At 36.6% G+C, this 15,962-nt stretch carries 31 protein-coding genes; all 31 read left to right on the top strand.

Going from position 1 to position 15,962, the window contains the following annotated elements; translation table 11 throughout:
- Positions 1-97: EF-Tu C-terminal domain-related protein (locus FBQ94_RS04570; protein ID WP_285442014.1), on the top strand; the 97-nt coding region annotated here is incomplete at its 5' end.
- A gap of 87 nt (positions 98-184) precedes the next feature.
- The gene (rpsJ, locus tag FBQ94_RS04575) at positions 185-496 is read left to right on the top strand and encodes a 30S ribosomal protein S10 (protein ID WP_040543711.1); all 312 of its coding nucleotides are present in this window, start codon (positions 185-187) and stop codon (positions 494-496) included.
- 43 nt (positions 497-539) lie between these two features.
- Positions 540-1,178, top strand: coding sequence for a 50S ribosomal protein L3 (rplC, locus tag FBQ94_RS04580; protein WP_007221904.1), 639 nt, complete (start codon positions 540-542; stop codon positions 1,176-1,178).
- Positions 1,179-1,186: 8 nt separating this feature from the next.
- Positions 1,187-1,798 carry a 50S ribosomal protein L4 gene (rplD, locus tag FBQ94_RS04585; RefSeq protein WP_007221905.1) on the top strand — a complete coding sequence of 204 codons (612 nt, stop codon included), beginning with the start codon at positions 1,187-1,189 and terminating at the stop codon, positions 1,796-1,798.
- Positions 1,799-1,812: 14 nt separating this feature from the next.
- Positions 1,813-2,094, top strand: coding sequence for a 50S ribosomal protein L23 (locus FBQ94_RS04590; RefSeq protein ID WP_007221906.1), 282 nt, complete (start codon positions 1,813-1,815; stop codon positions 2,092-2,094).
- A gap of 37 nt (positions 2,095-2,131) precedes the next feature.
- Positions 2,132-2,977, top strand: coding sequence for a 50S ribosomal protein L2 (gene rplB / locus FBQ94_RS04595; protein ID WP_007221907.1), 846 nt, complete (start codon positions 2,132-2,134; stop codon positions 2,975-2,977).
- A 26-nt stretch (positions 2,978-3,003) separates the two neighbouring features.
- Positions 3,004-3,288, top strand: coding sequence for a 30S ribosomal protein S19 (rpsS, locus tag FBQ94_RS04600; RefSeq protein ID WP_007221908.1), 285 nt, complete (start codon positions 3,004-3,006; stop codon positions 3,286-3,288).
- A 47-nt stretch (positions 3,289-3,335) separates the two neighbouring features.
- Positions 3,336-3,695, top strand: coding sequence for a 50S ribosomal protein L22 (rplV, locus tag FBQ94_RS04605; RefSeq protein ID WP_007221909.1), 360 nt, complete (start codon positions 3,336-3,338; stop codon positions 3,693-3,695).
- 9 nt (positions 3,696-3,704) lie between these two features.
- Positions 3,705-4,403, top strand: coding sequence for a 30S ribosomal protein S3 (rpsC, locus tag FBQ94_RS04610; protein WP_007221910.1), 699 nt, complete (start codon positions 3,705-3,707; stop codon positions 4,401-4,403).
- On the top strand, positions 4,348-4,767 hold the full coding sequence (rplP, locus tag FBQ94_RS04615) for a 50S ribosomal protein L16 (RefSeq protein ID WP_040543712.1): 420 nt from the start codon (positions 4,348-4,350) through the stop codon (positions 4,765-4,767). Before rpsC ends, rplP begins: the two co-directional genes overlap by 56 nt.
- A complete protein-coding gene (rpmC, locus tag FBQ94_RS04620) occupies positions 4,764-4,982 on the top strand; it encodes a 50S ribosomal protein L29 (RefSeq protein ID WP_007221912.1) in 219 nt (72 codons plus the stop codon). Before rplP ends, rpmC begins: the two co-directional genes overlap by 4 nt.
- A gap of 7 nt (positions 4,983-4,989) precedes the next feature.
- Positions 4,990-5,250, top strand: a complete 261-nt coding sequence (rpsQ, locus tag FBQ94_RS04625; protein ID WP_007221913.1) for a 30S ribosomal protein S17 — start codon at positions 4,990-4,992, stop codon at positions 5,248-5,250.
- Positions 5,251-5,288: 38 nt separating this feature from the next.
- A complete protein-coding gene (gene rplN, locus FBQ94_RS04630) occupies positions 5,289-5,657 on the top strand; it encodes a 50S ribosomal protein L14 (RefSeq protein WP_007221914.1) in 369 nt (122 codons plus the stop codon).
- Positions 5,658-5,707: 50 nt separating this feature from the next.
- Positions 5,708-6,043 carry a 50S ribosomal protein L24 gene (rplX, locus tag FBQ94_RS04635; RefSeq protein WP_007221915.1) on the top strand — a complete coding sequence of 112 codons (336 nt, stop codon included), beginning with the start codon at positions 5,708-5,710 and terminating at the stop codon, positions 6,041-6,043.
- A 17-nt stretch (positions 6,044-6,060) separates the two neighbouring features.
- A complete protein-coding gene (rplE, locus tag FBQ94_RS04640) occupies positions 6,061-6,603 on the top strand; it encodes a 50S ribosomal protein L5 (RefSeq protein WP_007221916.1) in 543 nt (180 codons plus the stop codon).
- Positions 6,604-6,612: 9 nt separating this feature from the next.
- Entirely contained in the window at positions 6,613-6,798 is a 186-nt protein-coding gene (locus FBQ94_RS04645; protein WP_007221917.1) for a type Z 30S ribosomal protein S14, read from the top strand.
- A 46-nt stretch (positions 6,799-6,844) separates the two neighbouring features.
- Entirely contained in the window at positions 6,845-7,246 is a 402-nt protein-coding gene (rpsH, locus tag FBQ94_RS04650; protein ID WP_007221918.1) for a 30S ribosomal protein S8, read from the top strand.
- 27 nt (positions 7,247-7,273) lie between these two features.
- Complete coding sequence (gene rplF, locus FBQ94_RS04655) at positions 7,274-7,837, top strand: 50S ribosomal protein L6 (RefSeq protein ID WP_007221919.1); 564 nt, start codon at positions 7,274-7,276, stop codon at positions 7,835-7,837.
- Between the two features lie 25 nt (positions 7,838-7,862).
- Positions 7,863-8,231, top strand: a complete 369-nt coding sequence (gene rplR / locus FBQ94_RS04660; RefSeq protein ID WP_007221920.1) for a 50S ribosomal protein L18 — start codon at positions 7,863-7,865, stop codon at positions 8,229-8,231.
- A gap of 27 nt (positions 8,232-8,258) precedes the next feature.
- Positions 8,259-8,744 carry a 30S ribosomal protein S5 gene (gene rpsE / locus FBQ94_RS04665; protein ID WP_007221921.1) on the top strand — a complete coding sequence of 162 codons (486 nt, stop codon included), beginning with the start codon at positions 8,259-8,261 and terminating at the stop codon, positions 8,742-8,744.
- Positions 8,741-9,184 (top strand): 50S ribosomal protein L15, encoded by a 444-nt coding sequence (rplO, locus tag FBQ94_RS04670; RefSeq protein WP_007221922.1) that lies wholly within the window; start codon positions 8,741-8,743, stop codon positions 9,182-9,184. The genes rpsE and rplO overlap by 4 nt, the downstream gene beginning before the upstream one ends.
- A complete protein-coding gene (secY, locus tag FBQ94_RS04675; RefSeq protein ID WP_007221923.1) occupies positions 9,181-10,563 on the top strand; it encodes a preprotein translocase subunit SecY in 1,383 nt (460 codons plus the stop codon). Before rplO ends, secY begins: the two co-directional genes overlap by 4 nt.
- The gene (locus tag FBQ94_RS04680) at positions 10,560-11,234 is read left to right on the top strand and encodes an adenylate kinase (protein WP_007221924.1); all 675 of its coding nucleotides are present in this window, start codon (positions 10,560-10,562) and stop codon (positions 11,232-11,234) included. The genes secY and FBQ94_RS04680 overlap by 4 nt, the downstream gene beginning before the upstream one ends.
- Before the next feature lie 6 nt (positions 11,235-11,240).
- Positions 11,241-11,993: a type I methionyl aminopeptidase gene (map, locus tag FBQ94_RS04685; protein ID WP_040543713.1), complete on the top strand. Its 753-nt coding sequence runs from the start codon at positions 11,241-11,243 to the stop codon at positions 11,991-11,993.
- A 28-nt stretch (positions 11,994-12,021) separates the two neighbouring features.
- The gene (infA, locus tag FBQ94_RS04690) at positions 12,022-12,240 is read left to right on the top strand and encodes a translation initiation factor IF-1 (RefSeq protein ID WP_007221926.1); all 219 of its coding nucleotides are present in this window, start codon (positions 12,022-12,024) and stop codon (positions 12,238-12,240) included.
- Positions 12,241-12,281: 41 nt separating this feature from the next.
- Positions 12,282-12,395, top strand: a complete 114-nt coding sequence (gene rpmJ / locus FBQ94_RS04695) for a 50S ribosomal protein L36 (protein ID WP_007221927.1) — start codon at positions 12,282-12,284, stop codon at positions 12,393-12,395.
- Between the two features lie 50 nt (positions 12,396-12,445).
- The gene (gene rpsM / locus FBQ94_RS04700; protein ID WP_007221928.1) at positions 12,446-12,829 is read left to right on the top strand and encodes a 30S ribosomal protein S13; all 384 of its coding nucleotides are present in this window, start codon (positions 12,446-12,448) and stop codon (positions 12,827-12,829) included.
- Positions 12,830-12,875: 46 nt separating this feature from the next.
- A complete protein-coding gene (locus FBQ94_RS04705; RefSeq protein WP_007221929.1) occupies positions 12,876-13,682 on the top strand; it encodes a class I SAM-dependent methyltransferase in 807 nt (268 codons plus the stop codon).
- A 57-nt stretch (positions 13,683-13,739) separates the two neighbouring features.
- On the top strand, positions 13,740-14,120 hold the full coding sequence (rpsK, locus tag FBQ94_RS04710) for a 30S ribosomal protein S11 (protein WP_007221930.1): 381 nt from the start codon (positions 13,740-13,742) through the stop codon (positions 14,118-14,120).
- Between the two features lie 45 nt (positions 14,121-14,165).
- Positions 14,166-14,792 (top strand): 30S ribosomal protein S4, encoded by a 627-nt coding sequence (gene rpsD, locus FBQ94_RS04715; RefSeq protein WP_007221931.1) that lies wholly within the window; start codon positions 14,166-14,168, stop codon positions 14,790-14,792.
- Between the two features lie 151 nt (positions 14,793-14,943).
- Positions 14,944-15,960, top strand: coding sequence for a DNA-directed RNA polymerase subunit alpha (locus tag FBQ94_RS04720; RefSeq protein WP_007221932.1), 1,017 nt, complete (start codon positions 14,944-14,946; stop codon positions 15,958-15,960).
- Positions 15,961-15,962 lie beyond the last annotated feature (2 nt).

The raw sequence follows: 15,962 nt of genomic DNA on the forward strand, positions 1-15,962 counted from the left end.
TTTAACAGCCGTAGCGATGGATGAAGGATTAAGATTCGCTATCAGAGAAGGTGGAAAAACAGTCGGCGCTGGCGTCGTTACAAAAATTATTGAATAAATTGATTTTGTTCTTGTTTATTTTTGAATATATGGTAAACTAAGCCCTTTTGCTATTAGAGTTTACTGGTTTCTTTATTGGAGTATTATAGTGCTGGATCAAATTATAAGAATACGAATGGAGGCTTATGATCATAGAATATTAGATCAATCAGCTTTGGAAGTTGTTGAAACGGCAAAGCGTACCGGAGCAAAGGTATTTGGCCCTGTTCCTTTGCCAACCCGCATTGAGAGATATACTGTGTTAAGGTCTCCGCATGTTGATAAAAAATCTCGGGAACAATTTGAGATTAGAACACATAAAAGATTGATTGATATTGTTGAGCCTACAGCAAAAACTATGGATGCACTAAATAAAATAAATATGCCTGCAGGTATAGAGATTAAGATAAAAGCATAAGTTTAGAAATATTAATATTTCTTAAGATCGAGGTGAAGGTAGGATGTTAAATGGTTTTCTTGGAAAAAAAATAGGAATGACACAGGTATACTCGGAAGATGGTGTGCTTATTCCAGTAACGGTGATTCAAGCTGGACCTTGCAATGTAATGCAAATAAAAACTATAGAAAACGACGGTTATTCTGCAGTTCAGCTGGCATTTGATAATAAAAAAAAGAAGAATGCCAAGAAGCCGGAAATCGGCCATGCAGCAAAGGCCTCTTTGGAACCTAAAAGATTCATCAGAGAGGTGATACCTGAAGATAACACGGACATTAAGTTAGGCCAAACCATTTCTATTGATATGTTGGATGGGGTAAAGATGTTAGATATTGTTGGTTTAACCAAGGGAAAAGGATATGCAGGTGTTATGAAAAGGTGGAACTTTAAGGGCGGTCTTAATACTCATGGTTCAACTCGGCACAGACCGCCTGGTTCTATTGGTTCCAATACAGATCCTGGGCGGGTAATTCGTGGTAAAAAGATGGCTGGAAGGCTCGGTAACGAGCGTGTGACAATAAAAAATATCAGTGTTGTTAAGATAGACAGGGATAGAAATCTGTTATTAGTCAAAGGTGCTATTCCTGGGCATAAAGGAAGTTACCTTATATTAAAAAAGAGTAAAACAAATAAGATAGGTTAATAAAAAGTATGGAAATACTTGTATACAATAAATTAGGCGAAAAAGTAAATAACATACAATTAAATGAAAAGAAGTATGGGGGACCTGTCCGTACTAAGCTATTGCGAGATGCTGTTATTATGTATGAGGCAAACAAGAGGCAGGGAACAGCTTGCACAAAAACAAGAGGAGAGGTTGCTGGTGGTGGTAAAAAGCCATGGGTGCAGAAACATACAGGGAGAGCTAGAGCCGGTAGTATTCGCTCACCAATTTGGAAAGGTGGAGGTGTATCGTTTGGACCCAGGCCTAGAGATTACTCATATTCGATACCAAAGAAAGCGAGAAAATTAGCTCTCTATTCTGCATTAACAGCAAAAATTCGCGATAACGAGCTACTTGTATTAGAAAGTTTGGAATTTGATACTCCAAAGACCAAGCAAATGGTTGGAATACTGAAAGCCCTTGGTATAAATGGGGGTAGTTGCTTGATAGTTTTACCAGAGGCAAATGAAATAGTTTGGAAATCAGCCAGAAATATTCCTTCTGTAAAAGTTATGACAAGTGCGGAGTTGAATGCGTATGATGTTCTTAAGCCGAAAAAGATTTTAATAACGAGGGAAGCTTTAAATAGTATAAATTAGGAGCTATACACCTTATGAATAGTTACCACGTAATAAAGAAACCTTTACGAACAGAAAAAAGCGTCGCTGATGGTGAAGCAACAAACTCTTATCATTTTGAAGTCGATCTAAAGGCGAATAAGATTCAAATAAAAGAAGCGGTAGAGAAGTTTTTTAATGTGAAGGTTGATGGAGTCAGGACGTTAGTCAGAAAAGGGAAGACTAAAAGAGTTAGGTTCAGGTTGGGTAGGACCAAGGACTGGAAAAAGGCTATTGTGACACTGAAAGAAGGAAATACAATTGATCTTGGCTATTAGTTTTAATGGATAAATCAAGAGGTATAGTATAAATATTATGGGTATTAAATATTATAAGCCTGTAACTGCGGGAAGAAGATTTGCAAGTGTTTCAGATTTTTCAGAAATTACCAAAAAAAAGCCTGAAAAATCCTTATTGAAACCATTGAAAAAAACAGGTGGTAGGAACACAGAAGGTAAAATAACTGCTGAACATATAGGTGGTGGAAGCAGAAGGCATTATAGAGTTGTTGATTTCAAAAGAAACAAAGATAATATTCCGGCGAAAGTGGCTAGTATTGAATACGATCCTAATCGTTCAGCACGTATTGCGTTATTACATTATGCTGATGGTGAAAAAAGATATATACTTGCCCCGGATAAGTTAAATATCGGCCAAATGTTAATGTCCGGTGATAAAGTAGAGCCAGAAAAGGGAAATTGTATGCCCCTCAGAAGTATTCCTTTAGGTTTGGAAATTCATAATATTGAATTACGTGTCGGGCAGGGTGGACAGTTGGTGCGTTCTGCGGGAGGCACTGCTAAATTGTTAGCTAAAGAGGGGAATTATGCGCATATTGTGCTTCCTTCTGGAGAAGTGAGGAAGGTGTTTGATGGGTGTAGAGCAACGATAGGTACGCTTGGAAACGTTGATCATATGAATATAAGATTAGGAAAAGCAGGAAGGAAACGCTGGAAGGGAATTAGACCTCATGTAAGAGGTGTAGCTCAAAATCCTGTAGCGCATCCATTGGGTGGTGGTGAAGGAAGAAGTGGTGGTGGCAGACATCCTTGTTCCAGGACAGGTTTATTGGCGAAGGGTGGTAAAACCAGGAAAAAGAAGTCGTTAAGCAATAAATTCATTCTTCGTAGAAGAAGGATCGGACCCAGAGGTAACTTATAAATGAAAAATCAGTACCAGGAGATGTTATGAGTCGTTCAGTAAAAAAGGGACCATACGTTGATAGTAAGTTATTAAAGAAGGTGTTGAAACAAAAAGAGATTAAAAGTGGCGAGCCGATACGTACATGGTGTAGAAGTTGTACAATTGTACCGGATTTTGTATCCCATACTTTTATGATTCATAACGGTAAAGGATTTCAAAAGCTTTTTGTTACAGATGATATGGTAGGACATAAATTAGGAGAATTTGCTCTTACAAGAATTTTTAGAGCACATGGGGGTGTTAAAAAGAAAGAGACACCGCATGGTTAGTATACGGTAAAAGTTTTTTAATATTGCTTTGAGAGGTTTGTTTCATCATGGAATATAAATCTAGTTATAAATATGCGAGGATATCTCCAAGAAAAGCTCGGTATGTGATAGATCTTGTCCGGGGCAAATCTGTTAATGATGCATTGAGAATTTTGAGGTTGACTCATAAGCGTGCATCTTACATGGTTGATAAGGTAATAAGAGCTGCAGTTGCCGCTGCGAATGAAAATATAGATGTAGACGTTGAATCGTTATATGTAAAACAAGCCTTAGTGGATGCTGGGCCAACGAGAAAATGGCAACGTCCGAGACCTCGCGGTATGTCGGCGAGAATTTTAAAAAGGACAAGCCATATTTCCATTACGTTATCCGAAAAGACAAAAAATGTTGATAATCAAAATAGGTGAGGAGATAAAATGGGTCAGAAGGTTTGTCCGATTGGCTTGAGATTAGGTATTACACAAGAGTGGAAATCTTTATGGTATGCCGATAAAAAATCGTTTGGAGCTTTGCTTGTCGAAGATCAAAAAATACGGAAAGCAATAAAGAAAAATTATAGTTTTGCCGGTATTCCAATTATAGATATTGAAAGAACTCGTCAAGATGCGAAAATAACGTTACATACAGCCCGTCCTGGATTAATTATTGGGAGGAAGGGTGCTGAGGTTGACAAGCTCAAAGACGAGATACAAAAACTTATAAACCGAGATGTTGTTATTAAAATAAAAGAAATTAATAAGCCTGAGTTGTATGCGCAGCTTGTCGCTGAAAATATAGCTGAGCAGCTAGTGAAGCGTGCAGCTTTTAGAAGAACTATGAAAAAAGCAATGGAAGCTTCTTTTGATGCAGGTGCGAAAGGTGTGAAACTCCAAGTATCTGGTAGATTGGGTGGTGCTGAGATTGCGAGGACTGAAAAGATGACATCTGGAAGTATACCTTTACATACGTTGAGGGCTGATGTTGATTATGGTTTTGCTGAAGCCAAGACAACATATGGTGTGATTGGAGTTAAGGTATGGATTTATAAAGGATTAATTAGTTCCGAGAAGGAGAAGAAATATGCGCCTGATGCCAAAGAGGGTGAAGTACAGGAAGTCGCAAAGGCAGAAAATTAAAGGAAATGCCACAAGATGTAATACTGTTGCTTTTGGTGAATTCGGTTTACAATCTTTAGAGCCAGGGTGGATTAGTGCTCAACAGCTTGAGGCTGGAAGGGTGGCCGCTTCACATTCGCTTCCTAGAGAAGGAAAGTTAACCATAAGGGTTTTTCCTCATAAATCTGTTACATCCAAACCTATAGAGACCCGTATGGGTAAAGGTAAAGGAGAACCAGAATTATGGGTAGCTGTTGTTAAACCAGGGACTATTCTCTATGAGCTTAGTGGTATAAATGAGGAAATAGCGAGGCAAACCTTTAATAGAATGGCCCATAAAATGCCAGTTAAAGTAAGGCTCGTACAAAGGAGAAAAATAGTTTGAAAGCTAGTGAAATTAGAAGTAAATCAAGACAAGAAATTTTGGAAGAAGTTGATGCTAGCAGGCGTGAATTATTGAATATTAAATTTCAATGGCAAGCAGGTGAGACGAGAAATCCGGCTCAAAAAATGAGTGTTAGGAAAAGCATTGCAAGGTTGTTGACCATATTAAGAGAAATGGATTCTTATGCACATAAGCATCTCGGTGAAAAGGAGTAGGTTTAAAATGGAGCGCGATGATAAAAGAGGTAAGAGAAGAAAAATAATAGGAACAGTAGTTGGGAATAAGATGCAGAAGACTATAGTAGTTGAAGTAGTGAATCTTCTGAAGCACAAAAAATATGGTAAGTATATAAAAAGGGCCTCGTTCTATAAGACTCATGACGAAAATAATCAGGCAAAGATAGGTGATAAGGTAGAGATTATCGAAACAAGACCGTTGAGTAAAACAAAAACTACAAAATTAGTCAGGATTATAACAAAATAAGATTACTATATTATGAGATAACAGGGGAGTTTCCTATAATGATAATGGAACAGACAAAATTAGAGATTGCAGATAACAGTGGAGCTAAGAAAGCCAAATGCATAAAAGTGTTAGGGGGGACAAGTAGAAAATACGCAACGGTTGGTGATATTATAGTTGCTGCTGTTAAAAAGGCAATACCTGATGGAGTTGTGAAAAAAGGGGATGTTGTAAAGGGAGTTGTTGTGCGTACAAGAAAAAATATACGGAGAGATGATGGTTCGTATTTGAAATTTGATAAGAATGCGATTGTTATTATTGATAATGATGGAAATCCGAGAGGAACACGTATATTCGGTGCTGTTGCCAGAGAATTAAGACAAAAGAATTTTATGAAAATTATATCACTAGCCGCTGAGGTAGTGTAAATAGTCTCAGAATAAATAAAATAAGAACACACATACCTACGGAGAATTTTATGCATGTTTGTAAGAATGATTTAGTTGCTGTTATGTCTGGTAATGAAGCCGGTAAAACCGGACGAATAATGAAAGTTTTACGGGATAAAAAACGGGTTGTAATAAAAGGGGTAAACTTGGTTTACAAACACACAAAGCCTAGTCAAAAGAATCCTCAAGGTGGTAGAATGCAAAAAGAGGCTTCTATTGCTGTATCGAATATATTACCTGTTTGTCAAAATAAAAGCTGCGGAAAAAATGGAAAAGGTGTACGGACAAAGAAGAAGGTCCTGGAGAATGGGAATAAGCTTCGTGTTTGTGCTTATTGCGGGTTTGAAATATTATCGGCTGAATGATTTTTGGGATTTTAAAAATGGTGAGATTATTACAAAAATATCAAGAAGAAGTAGTACCACAATTAATTAATAAGTTTCAATATAAAAATAGATTTTCAGTGCCTAAGATACAGAAGATTGTTATTAATATGGGTCTGGGTAAAGCAGTCGATAATAAGAAAATTATTGAAGAAGCTGTAAAACATTTATCATTAATTACTGGTCAAAAACCACTTATTACAAAAGCGAAGAAGGCAATATCTGGTTTTAAACTTCGTGAGGATCAACCTATTGGATGCAAGGTAACTCTCCGTGGAAAGATGATGTTTGAGTTTTTGGACCGTCTAATTAGTATTGTGTTACCAAGAATAAAAGATTTTAGAGGTCTCCCCTCAAAATCATTCGATGGCAGAGGAAATTATACACTAGGTCTTACAGAGTTAAATGTGTTTCCTGAGATTAACATTGATACAATTGAATTTGTGCAAGGTATGGATGTTACTTTAGTTATTACCGGTAATTCCAATGAACAATCTTACGAATTATTAAAATTATTAGGGATGCCTTTAAGGTTAGAATAAGGAGTATGAATGGCAAGGAAATGTTTGATCGAAAAATCGAGAAAAGAGCCTAAATATAAGACAAGAAGATATAATAGATGTAATTTATGCGGGCGAAGGAGAGCTTATTATCGTAAGTTTCAAATCTGTAGAATTTGTTTTAGAAATTTAGCCTCCAAGGGTGAGATTCCTGGGGTAAAGAAGGCGAGTTGGTAAAAAATTAATTGATAATTCAGGTCGTGTTAAAGTAAGGAATAAAAGAATGTCTATGACGGATCCTATTTCTGATATGCTTACTCGTATTAGAAATGCAAATAAGAATCGATATGAGGCGGTTGATATACCATTTTCTAAGATAAAATTAGAAATATTAAAAGTATTAAAAAATGAAGGTTTCATTAAAGAGTTTAAAGAGGTTTCAATTACTAGCAATAAAAATATGATTAGAGTGTATCTTAAGTATGGTCCACTAAAGCAACAACTTATCAATAAGCTTGAAAGAGTGAGTAAATCGAGCAGGCGAGCTTATATAAAAGTAAGCAATATTGGCAGGATATTTGGTGGGATTGGAACGGCTGTATATTCTACATCAAAAGGAGTTCTTAGTGATAAAGATTGTAAAAAATTAAAAGTCGGTGGTGAACTTCTTTGTGTTGTATACTAAGTAGTTTTTGTTAATAGAGGGTTTTATATGTCACGTATAGGAAAACAACCAGTAAAAATTCCAAAAGAGGTAAAAATATCAGTCAACAATAATACCCTTAATATTGAAGGACCAAAAGGGAAGCTAAGTCAAACTTTTCATGATGATATTACGATAACATATAATCAGGAAGCTAAGCAAATACTTGTAAATAGACCATCAGATGAAAAACGTTATAAAGCATTGCATGGTTTGACACGTGCACTTATTGCAAATATGGTTACAGGTGTTACTGTCGGTTATTCTAAAAATCTTGAGATCGTAGGGCTTGGATATACTGCTAAGGTGCAGGGTAAAGATCTTGTATTATCGCTTGGTTATACGCATCCTATCCAATTAGAAATACCAAAAGGATTAAAGGTAGATATCAAGAACCCGACGAATCCTGCTAAAATGACGATTTCAGGTTCTGATAAGCAATTAGTGGGGCAGTTTTCCGCTGTAATCAGAGGGATGAAACCACCCGAGCCATATAAAGGGATGGGTATTAAATATGAGGATGAAATTATTAGAAGAAAGGCTGGAAAAGCGTTAACATCAGGCGCAGCCTAGGATATCTTATTTATAGGTTTTAACTATGGATCTTATAAAAGAAAAATTGCATAAAAGAACAAGACGTCATTATAGAGTCAGAAGAAAGGTGTTTGGAACTAGTGAAAGGCCGCGTTTAAGTGTTTATCGCAGTTTGAAACATATTTATTGCCAGATTATCAATGATGTCGATGGAAAAACTTTAGTATCAGTTTCTACACAAACTGCTGATATTAAATCGCAGGTTGGGTATGGGGGAAATGTTAAAGCTGCGGAGATTGTGGGAAAAATGATTGCTGATGAAGCGAGGAGTCAAGGTATTACAAAAGTTGTTTTTGATAAAGGTGGTTATAAATATCACGGCAGGATAAAAGCTTTAGCGGAAAGTGCTAGGAAGCATAATTTAGATTTCTAAATATTTGATTCTTGCAAGGAGATTCATTTGGGACGTATCGAAGAACCTGTAAAATTAGAAGAAACGGTTGTGAGAATCAACCGATGTACTACAGTAACTAAGGGTGGAAAATCTATGAGCTTTAGTGCCCTTGTTGTTGTAGGTGATAAAAAAGGGAGTGTTGGCATTGGTTTTGGTAAGGCTCGTGAAGTGCCAAATGCTGTAAGCAAAGCAGTTAAAGAGGCAAAAAAAGAAATGGTTAAAATTCCTCTTATTGGTGATACTATACCCCATTTGATGTGGGGAAAATACAAAGCCGCAAGTATTTTTTTAAAGCCAGCTTTGCCGGGAACTGGCATTAAGGCTGGTGCATCTTCCCGCGCTGTACTTGAGTCAGTAGGGATTAAAAATATATTAACAAAATGTTATGGTAAGAGAAATCCTCTTAATGTGGCGAAAGCGACATTAATGGGATTAAAGGCTTTAAGGACAAAGCAGGAAGTTGAAGAATTAAGAGGAGTAAAGATAGAATGAATCTTACTGATATAAAAGCGATACCTTTTTATAGAAAACGTAAAAAAAGAGTAGGCCGTGGTAGGGGTTCAGGCATAGGAAAAACCTCTGGCAGGGGTGGCAAAGGGGCAACAGCCAGATCTGGTAATGAAACGAAGATTCAATTTGAAGGAGGACAAACTCCTCTATTCCGCCGTTTGCCAAAAAGAGGTTTCAATAATCCATTTAAAAAAAGGTATGCAATAATCAATATAAAAGACATCGCACAGTTTGAAAAAGATACAATTGTGGACTTCGGGAAGTTGAAAGACGCGGGGTTGATCAGGAAAGTTTTGGATGGTGTAAAGGTTTTGGGTGAGGGTGAAATAAAAAATCCTTTAACAGTTATTGCAAATAAATTTAGCAAAGTTGCTTTAGAAAAGATTAAGGCAGCAGGTGGAGAAGCAAAGATCTTATCATGATTGAACAATTTGGAAACATTTTCAGAATTCCGGAATTAAGAAAAAAAGTACTTATAACCCTCGGTTTAATAGCATTATGCCGTGTTGGTGTCTATATCCCTATACCAGGAATTGATACGACAGTATTGAAGTCATATTTTCACCAGTTTACGCAGACTGGGGTTGGACAGTTGCTAGGATTAGTTGATATGTTTGCAGGCGGTGCGTTGACCTCAGGTGCTATTTTCGGCTTAGGTGTTATGCCCTATATAAGTGCGTCTATTATATTCCAGTTGCTGGTTGGCGTAATACCATATCTGGAAAAACTACAAAAAGAGGGAGAGGTAGGAAGGAAGAAAATTAATCAGTATACTCGCCTTGCAACAGTTGGGCTTTGCTTATTTCAGGCGTTTGTGATGACGAGGACACTTTATACCGTAGAATTTAATGGAGTGCCGGTTATCCCTGTCTATCTGCAGGGTATTGGATTTCAAATGATGGCAGCGCTTCTTTTGACTACGGGAACAATGACGCTCATGTGGATAGGTGAGCAAATAGAAGAGCACGGAATTGGGAGTGGAATATCGATCGTAATTATGGTCGGTATTATTGAACGTTTACCGTGGGCTTTCTCTCAAGTTATACAAAACTTTACATTCTCTGTAACTCCGGCAGAGCATCAGATTGGTATTGTGAAATTACTTGTCCTTTTAGGTATGTTCTTAGCGATTGTTGGTGGTGTTGTATATATCACACAAGGTCAAAGGAGAATACCTGTTCAGCAGGCAAAACATACACGGGGAAGAAAGGTGTATGGCGGGCAAAGGCATTTTTTGCCGCTTAGAGTGAATCAAGCAGGTGTAATGCCTATTATATTTGCTCAGTCTCTGTTGATTTTTCCGGCTGCAATTATGCAAGGCATACAAGCAAGGCTAGATCCTGGAACAGTTGGTTATTGGATGACTTCTCGTTTATCGGATATATTGCAAGGCGGCGTAATTTATGTTATACTTTACATACTTCTTATAACTTTCTTTTGTTACTTTTGGACCGCTATACAATTCAATCCTAAAGAAATGTCTAATAATATGAAAGATTATGGAAGTTTTATTCCAGGAATCAGGCCTGGACACAGAACAGCAGAATACTTAGAAAGTATTATGGGTAAGATTACGCTGGCTGGGGCGGCCTTTTTAGCATTAATTGCGATCTTGCCTAAACTTGTTGCCGGAGGTTTTGAGCTTAATCGTGCTATAGCTGGCTTTTACGGTGGTACAGGATTGCTGATTATTGTAGGAGTGGCGCTTGATATGGTGCAAAGGATTGAGTCCCATATGATTATGAGGCAATATAGTGGATTTTTAAGTGGAGGCACAAGAATTAGAGGACGGATGGGATGAGGATCGTCTTTCTTGGACCTCCGGGAGCTGGTAAAGGAACTCAGGCACAAAATATTTCTAAAGAGAAGAAGGTGCCCCATATATCTTCCGGAAATTTGTTAAGAGAAGCTGTGGAGATAGGTACCGATACAGGTATAAAAGCACGGTATTATATTGAGAAGGGGTTGTTGGTACCTGACCAGATCGTCGTTGATATTATTAAAGATCGTATTTTGAAAAATGATTGCACAAACGGATTTATTTTAGACGGATTCCCAAGAACTTTATCTCAAGCAAAAGTGTTAGATGAAATGTTAAAAGAACTTGGAAACAAACTAGATCTCGTTTTTCATTTTGCCGTCTCCAAAGAAAGCATTGTCCTTCGTCTATCTGGGAGAAGAATTTGCGGTAGTTGTGGCTCAAATTATCATGTAACGTACGTTCCGTCGACAAGAGATGGATTTTGTGATAAATGCGGTGGTTTTCTCAATCAGCGAGCAGATGATAAACCTGAAACGGTGCTAGAAAGATTAAGGGTTTACCGTGAACAAACTGAGGATTTGATAGCTTATTATAGGAAGAATGGTATCTTAAAAGAGATTCAAAGCGACGCACGTATAGAAGTAATTACAAAAAATATATTAGATACTATTGATACTTTGTCTGAAAAAAAATACTTGGCATTGGAGTAAATTGAATTGATAGTGAGGAAATCTCCTCGAGAAATTGAATTAATGAGGGCTGCCGGGAGAATTACTGCAGATGCGCTGAGGTTAGTTAAAGAGATCGCAAAGCAAGATGTAACAACAGATTATTTAAATTCTGAGCTTGAAAAATATATTATAAGCCAAGGCGGTGTACCGGTTTTTAAAGGTTATCGAGGATTTCCGAAAAGCATCTGTACTTCGATAAACGAGGAAGTTGTTCATGGTGTACCGGATCAAAGGAAATTAAGAAATGGTGATATTCTTAGCGTAGATGTAGGGGTTGGTTATCGTAAATATATTGCAGATGCAGCAATTACGATGCCTATAGGAGAGATTAGTTTAGAGGCAAAAAAACTCCTTGATGTATGTGAAAAGTCGCTTAGTTTAGCGATTGAAATCACAAGAGCAAATGAAAAGTTATCTTTAATCTCAAGAACAATACAAGAATATGTGGAAAAGAATGGTTTCTTTGTTGTAAGGAACTATACCGGTCATGGAATTGGCAGATGTATGCATGAGGATCCACAAGTACCTAATTTTGTGAGCAAATCATTACTAGAAACAGATGAGATTTTAATGCCTGGAGTAACTATTGCTATTGAGCCTATGATATGCATGGGTAAGTGTGATACCGAGGTTTTAAGTAATAAATGGACAGTAGTAACTAAGGATAGAAAACTATCTGCCCATTTTGAACACACGATCGTTGTAACTGAAGATGGGGCGGATATTCTAACACAATAGGAAAACTATTTATAAAGTTGCTTTTAATATGGCAAAAGAAGAACCAATAAGAGTTGAGGCGACTGTAAAAGAGGCGCTTCCCAATGCAATGTTCTGGGTAGAGTTGCAGAATGGCCATAAGGTGCTCGCGCATGTCTCTGGAAAGATGAGGATGCATTTTATTAAGATATTGCCTGGTGATAAAGTAACCATTGAAATGTCTCCTTATGATCTTGATAAAGGTAGAATTATTTATAGGCAAGTCTAATATAAATTTGATAATTTTTAGTTACGTAGGAATAATAAATTATGAAAGTTAGGTCTTCTGTAAAGAGAATCTGTGAAAATTGTAAAATAATAAGACGAAAAAAGATTGTTCGAGTAATTTGCACCAATCCCCGCCATAAGCAAAGGCAAGGATAGTTTATATATATTAAGTTTGATTTTACAACACATTAAGAAAGGATTGATGAATGCCGAGAATTGCAGGAACGGACATTCCAGCAGATAAAAGAATAGTTATTTCACTTACCTATATTTACGGAATTGGAAAGGCTTTATCTGAAAAGATATTAAAAGATATTAATATCGATGAGAATATACGCGCAAAGGATCTTCATGAAGATCAGTTAAGTATGATAAGCGGGTACATCGAGAAGAGCTTTGCTACAGAAGGTCAGTTGCGCAGGCAGGAAATGCAGAATATTGCACGCATGAAAAGTATCAGTTGTTATCGTGGAATACGGCATAAAATCGGTTTACCGGTTAGAGGTCAAAGGACAAAAACAAATGCACGTACCAGAAAAGGTCGTAAGAAGACGGTAGCCGGGAAGAAGAGCGTGAAAGAATTAGGTTAATGATATGCTTTCCTGGCTAAAATAAAGGATGCTGAAAGAGATTTTTATGGAGGATAAAGAAGCTATAGCGAAAGAATTGAGATCTAGTAAAGAATTTCTGAACGCTATAGCCTTGAATATTGAACAAGCCGGCGATGATCGTGATGTAAAGAAATTTAATGAGGTTGTAGGTTTTTGTGAGCAAATTATACAGATCATTCAAACGTATCAAATCGATAAAGAAGTTGTGTTTCTTGAGTGCTCATGTGGTAAGTCCTACTTATCTTTTGCCATCAATTATATTCTCTCAAAGCGGTTTTCCATAAATACAATCTTTTATGGGGTAGATATTAATCAGATACTTATAAAAAAATGTAATCAGACAAAAGATAACCTTGGTTACCAAAATATGCATTTTATCAACGATAGGATTATCAATGTTCAAATTGAAAAGCCTGTTGATATTGTGATCGCGCTGCATGCGTGCGATATAGCTACAGACGAGGCCATCGCTAAGGGGATTAAATTAGGTGCTAAATATATTGCAGTTGTTCCTTGCTGCCAAAATCAAATAAGAAATCGTTTAAAAATAGGTCACCCCTTAGTGAATATAACTGATTTTGGGCTTTTAAGATATCGTTTTGCTGATATTTTAACAGAGGCCTTAAGGGCGCAGTTTTTGACAGGAGCCGGTTACTATGTGAAGTTTACGGAAGTAACTTCTCCTAAGTTTACCCCAAAAAATCTCATGATCATAGCCCGTAGAAAAAAGGGTAGTAAAAAATATAATATGGATAAATATAAAAATTTGGATGAAATGTTTCATACCGAGTTTATTTTACAAGATTATTTTAGCGGATATGAATTACGTTAAGAAAATTTCTTAATTCAATAAGTTAGAATTTTTTTATTTTGAGGAATAGAGTTAATCATGTCAACTGCGGTAAAGAAAAAGGCAAGACATAATGTTACACGAGCAATTGCGAATATTAAGGCAACATTTAATAATACCTATGTTACAATATCAGATGTTAATGGTGAAACAATATGCTGGGCAAGTGCTGGTACGGTAGGTTTCAAAGGATCGCGCAAGAGCACTCCATTTGCTGCTCAGAAGGCAGCATCGAGCGCTGCTGAAAAAGCTAAAAAATATGGGGTTCAGGAAATTGAAATTAGAGTGAAGGGCCCAGGCCCCGGCAGAGAATCTGCTATTACAGCAATTCAGTCTTCAGGATTGAATTTGAAGGCGATTGAGGATGTAACACCGCTTCCCCATAATGGTTGTCGGCCAAGAAAAAAACGCAGAGTATAAGCATGATTTACATAAGTTTAAAATGAGGTTCGAGAAAGGAACGATATGGCAAGATATGTAGGTCCACAATGCAGATTGTGTAGAAGAGAGGGTGAAAAATTATTCCTGAAAGGAATCAGGTGTGATACAGTAAAATGCGCAATCTCAAAACGCAAGTATCCTCCTGGTCAATTTACCTGGGGTAGAGGTAAGTTATCAAAATACGGTATTCAGTTTAGAGAAAAGCAAAAAATAAAGCGTTTTTATGGAATTTTGGAAAGGCAGTTTCAAAATTATTATAAAAAAGCTGAAAAACAAAAGGGAAATACAGGCGAAAACCTTTTAAATATATTCGAGAGAAGATTAGATAATGTTTTATATTTGGTCTCTTTTGCTATTTCAAGAAAGCAAGGTAGACAAATTATACAACATGGCCACATAAGCGTGAATGATAAAAAGGTAGACATAGCCTCATATCTTGTAAAGGCTGGGGATATTATAAAACCGAAGAATGATGAATCGAGCCTAAACATTATAAAATCGAATATTGAATTTGTTAAAGGCCGAAATGCCCCTGCTTGGATAGAATTTAGAAAAGATACCTTAGAGGCTGTGGTGACACAGCTCCCTACGAGGGACGATATTTCTGTTCCTATTCAGGAACAATTAATTGTCGAACTGTGTTCTAAATAAATACGGTTAGCCGGTTCATTTCATTCCATAAGTTGTAAATTCAGCAAATATTATTATAGCCTCACAGGAGTTTATTTTCTCATTAATATTATTGAAGCCGAATGGTTTATTTTATTTTAAAATCCCTTATTAATTGGATTAGGGGGAGAATATGCGAATAAGGTGGAGAGGTCTTGAACTTCCAATCCGTATGGATGTGGAAAAAGAGACTTTGACCGATAAATATGGTAAATTTATAGCAGCTCCTTTTGAGCGCGGTTTTGGGCATACAATAGGAAATAGCTTACGTAGAATTTTACTCTCTTCGTTAGAGGGATGTGCTGTTGTATCTGTCAAAATAAATAATATAAGTCACGAGTTTACTTATATTCCAGGCATTGTTGAAGATGTGACAGATATAATGTTGAATATAAAAAATCTCGTTGTTAAGTTACATACGGATCAGTCGAAATTGATAAGAATTGAGGCAAATAAGAAGGGCGAAGTAAAAGCAAAAGATATTATTACTGATGATAATGTAGAGGTTATAAATGAAGATCTGCACATTGCAACACTCTCAGAGGATGTAGATTTTAGCGTAGAAATGCAGGTACAAAAAGGGCGTGGATATGTGACCGCTGAAGAAAATGAATCTGAAGAGCAGGAAATTGGATTAATAGCTTTAGATTCTATGTTTTCTCCTGTTAGAAATGTTCGTTATGCTATTGAAGAAACACGTGTAGGCAGAAGAACAAATTATGATAGACTTATTATGGAAATATGGACAAATGGTGTAGTTTCTCCAGAGATGGCTCTTGTTGAAGCTGCTAAGATTCTCAGAAAACATTTAAATCCATTTGTGCAGTATTTTGAAATTGGGAGAGAATTACAACAAGTCGAAAAAAGGATGGGAATTGAATCTGTTCCCGAAATATCAGAGGAAGAACTTAATAAAAAGCTTAGTATTCCAATAACTGAATTAGATTTATCAGTAAGGGCATCAAATTGCCTTGAGACTGCAAATATCTTAACAGTTGGTGATCTCGTTTCAAAAAAAGAAGAACAACTTCTCGAGATTAAGAATTTTGGTAAAACAACACTGAAAGAAGTAAAGAAAAAATTAACACAGCTGAATTTAACAATCGGAATGCCTGTGGCAGCTAAACAAATGGAAAAGGGGAAAGGATAATT

Origin of the sequence: Candidatus Jettenia sp. AMX1 (genome assembly GCF_030263775.1) — a bacterium.
In the GTDB taxonomy this organism is placed as follows: Bacteria; Planctomycetota; Brocadiia; order Brocadiales; family Brocadiaceae; genus Jettenia; species Jettenia caeni.

Excerpts from the sequence above, each read along its gene's own strand:
- rplC (WP_007221904.1), top strand. The coding sequence starts at position 540 with ATGTTAAATGGTTTTCTTGGAAAAAAAATAGGAATGACACAGGTATAC.
- rplD (WP_007221905.1), top strand. The coding sequence starts at position 1,187 with ATGGAAATACTTGTATACAATAAATTAGGCGAAAAAGTAAATAACATA.
- FBQ94_RS04590 (WP_007221906.1), top strand. The coding sequence starts at position 1,813 with ATGAATAGTTACCACGTAATAAAGAAACCTTTACGAACAGAAAAAAGC.
- rplB (WP_007221907.1), top strand. The coding sequence starts at position 2,132 with ATGGGTATTAAATATTATAAGCCTGTAACTGCGGGAAGAAGATTTGCA.
- rpsS (WP_007221908.1), top strand. The coding sequence starts at position 3,004 with ATGAGTCGTTCAGTAAAAAAGGGACCATACGTTGATAGTAAGTTATTA.
- rplV (WP_007221909.1), top strand. The coding sequence starts at position 3,336 with ATGGAATATAAATCTAGTTATAAATATGCGAGGATATCTCCAAGAAAA.
- rpsC (WP_007221910.1), top strand. The coding sequence starts at position 3,705 with ATGGGTCAGAAGGTTTGTCCGATTGGCTTGAGATTAGGTATTACACAA.
- rplP (WP_040543712.1), top strand. The coding sequence starts at position 4,348 with ATGCGCCTGATGCCAAAGAGGGTGAAGTACAGGAAGTCGCAAAGGCAG.
- rpsQ (WP_007221913.1), top strand. The coding sequence starts at position 4,990 with ATGGAGCGCGATGATAAAAGAGGTAAGAGAAGAAAAATAATAGGAACA.
- rplN (WP_007221914.1), top strand. The coding sequence starts at position 5,289 with ATGATAATGGAACAGACAAAATTAGAGATTGCAGATAACAGTGGAGCT.
- rplX (WP_007221915.1), top strand. The coding sequence starts at position 5,708 with ATGCATGTTTGTAAGAATGATTTAGTTGCTGTTATGTCTGGTAATGAA.
- rplE (WP_007221916.1), top strand. The coding sequence starts at position 6,061 with ATGGTGAGATTATTACAAAAATATCAAGAAGAAGTAGTACCACAATTA.
- FBQ94_RS04645 (WP_007221917.1), top strand. The coding sequence starts at position 6,613 with ATGGCAAGGAAATGTTTGATCGAAAAATCGAGAAAAGAGCCTAAATAT.
- rpsH (WP_007221918.1), top strand. The coding sequence starts at position 6,845 with ATGTCTATGACGGATCCTATTTCTGATATGCTTACTCGTATTAGAAAT.
- rplF (WP_007221919.1), top strand. The coding sequence starts at position 7,274 with ATGTCACGTATAGGAAAACAACCAGTAAAAATTCCAAAAGAGGTAAAA.
- rplR (WP_007221920.1), top strand. The coding sequence starts at position 7,863 with ATGGATCTTATAAAAGAAAAATTGCATAAAAGAACAAGACGTCATTAT.
- rplO (WP_007221922.1), top strand. The coding sequence starts at position 8,741 with ATGAATCTTACTGATATAAAAGCGATACCTTTTTATAGAAAACGTAAA.
- secY (WP_007221923.1), top strand. The coding sequence starts at position 9,181 with ATGATTGAACAATTTGGAAACATTTTCAGAATTCCGGAATTAAGAAAA.
- FBQ94_RS04680 (WP_007221924.1), top strand. The coding sequence starts at position 10,560 with ATGAGGATCGTCTTTCTTGGACCTCCGGGAGCTGGTAAAGGAACTCAG.
- infA (WP_007221926.1), top strand. The coding sequence starts at position 12,022 with ATGGCAAAAGAAGAACCAATAAGAGTTGAGGCGACTGTAAAAGAGGCG.
- rpmJ (WP_007221927.1), top strand. The coding sequence starts at position 12,282 with ATGAAAGTTAGGTCTTCTGTAAAGAGAATCTGTGAAAATTGTAAAATA.
- rpsM (WP_007221928.1), top strand. The coding sequence starts at position 12,446 with ATGCCGAGAATTGCAGGAACGGACATTCCAGCAGATAAAAGAATAGTT.
- FBQ94_RS04705 (WP_007221929.1), top strand. The coding sequence starts at position 12,876 with ATGGAGGATAAAGAAGCTATAGCGAAAGAATTGAGATCTAGTAAAGAA.
- rpsK (WP_007221930.1), top strand. The coding sequence starts at position 13,740 with ATGTCAACTGCGGTAAAGAAAAAGGCAAGACATAATGTTACACGAGCA.
- rpsD (WP_007221931.1), top strand. The coding sequence starts at position 14,166 with ATGGCAAGATATGTAGGTCCACAATGCAGATTGTGTAGAAGAGAGGGT.
- FBQ94_RS04720 (WP_007221932.1), top strand. The coding sequence starts at position 14,944 with ATGCGAATAAGGTGGAGAGGTCTTGAACTTCCAATCCGTATGGATGTG.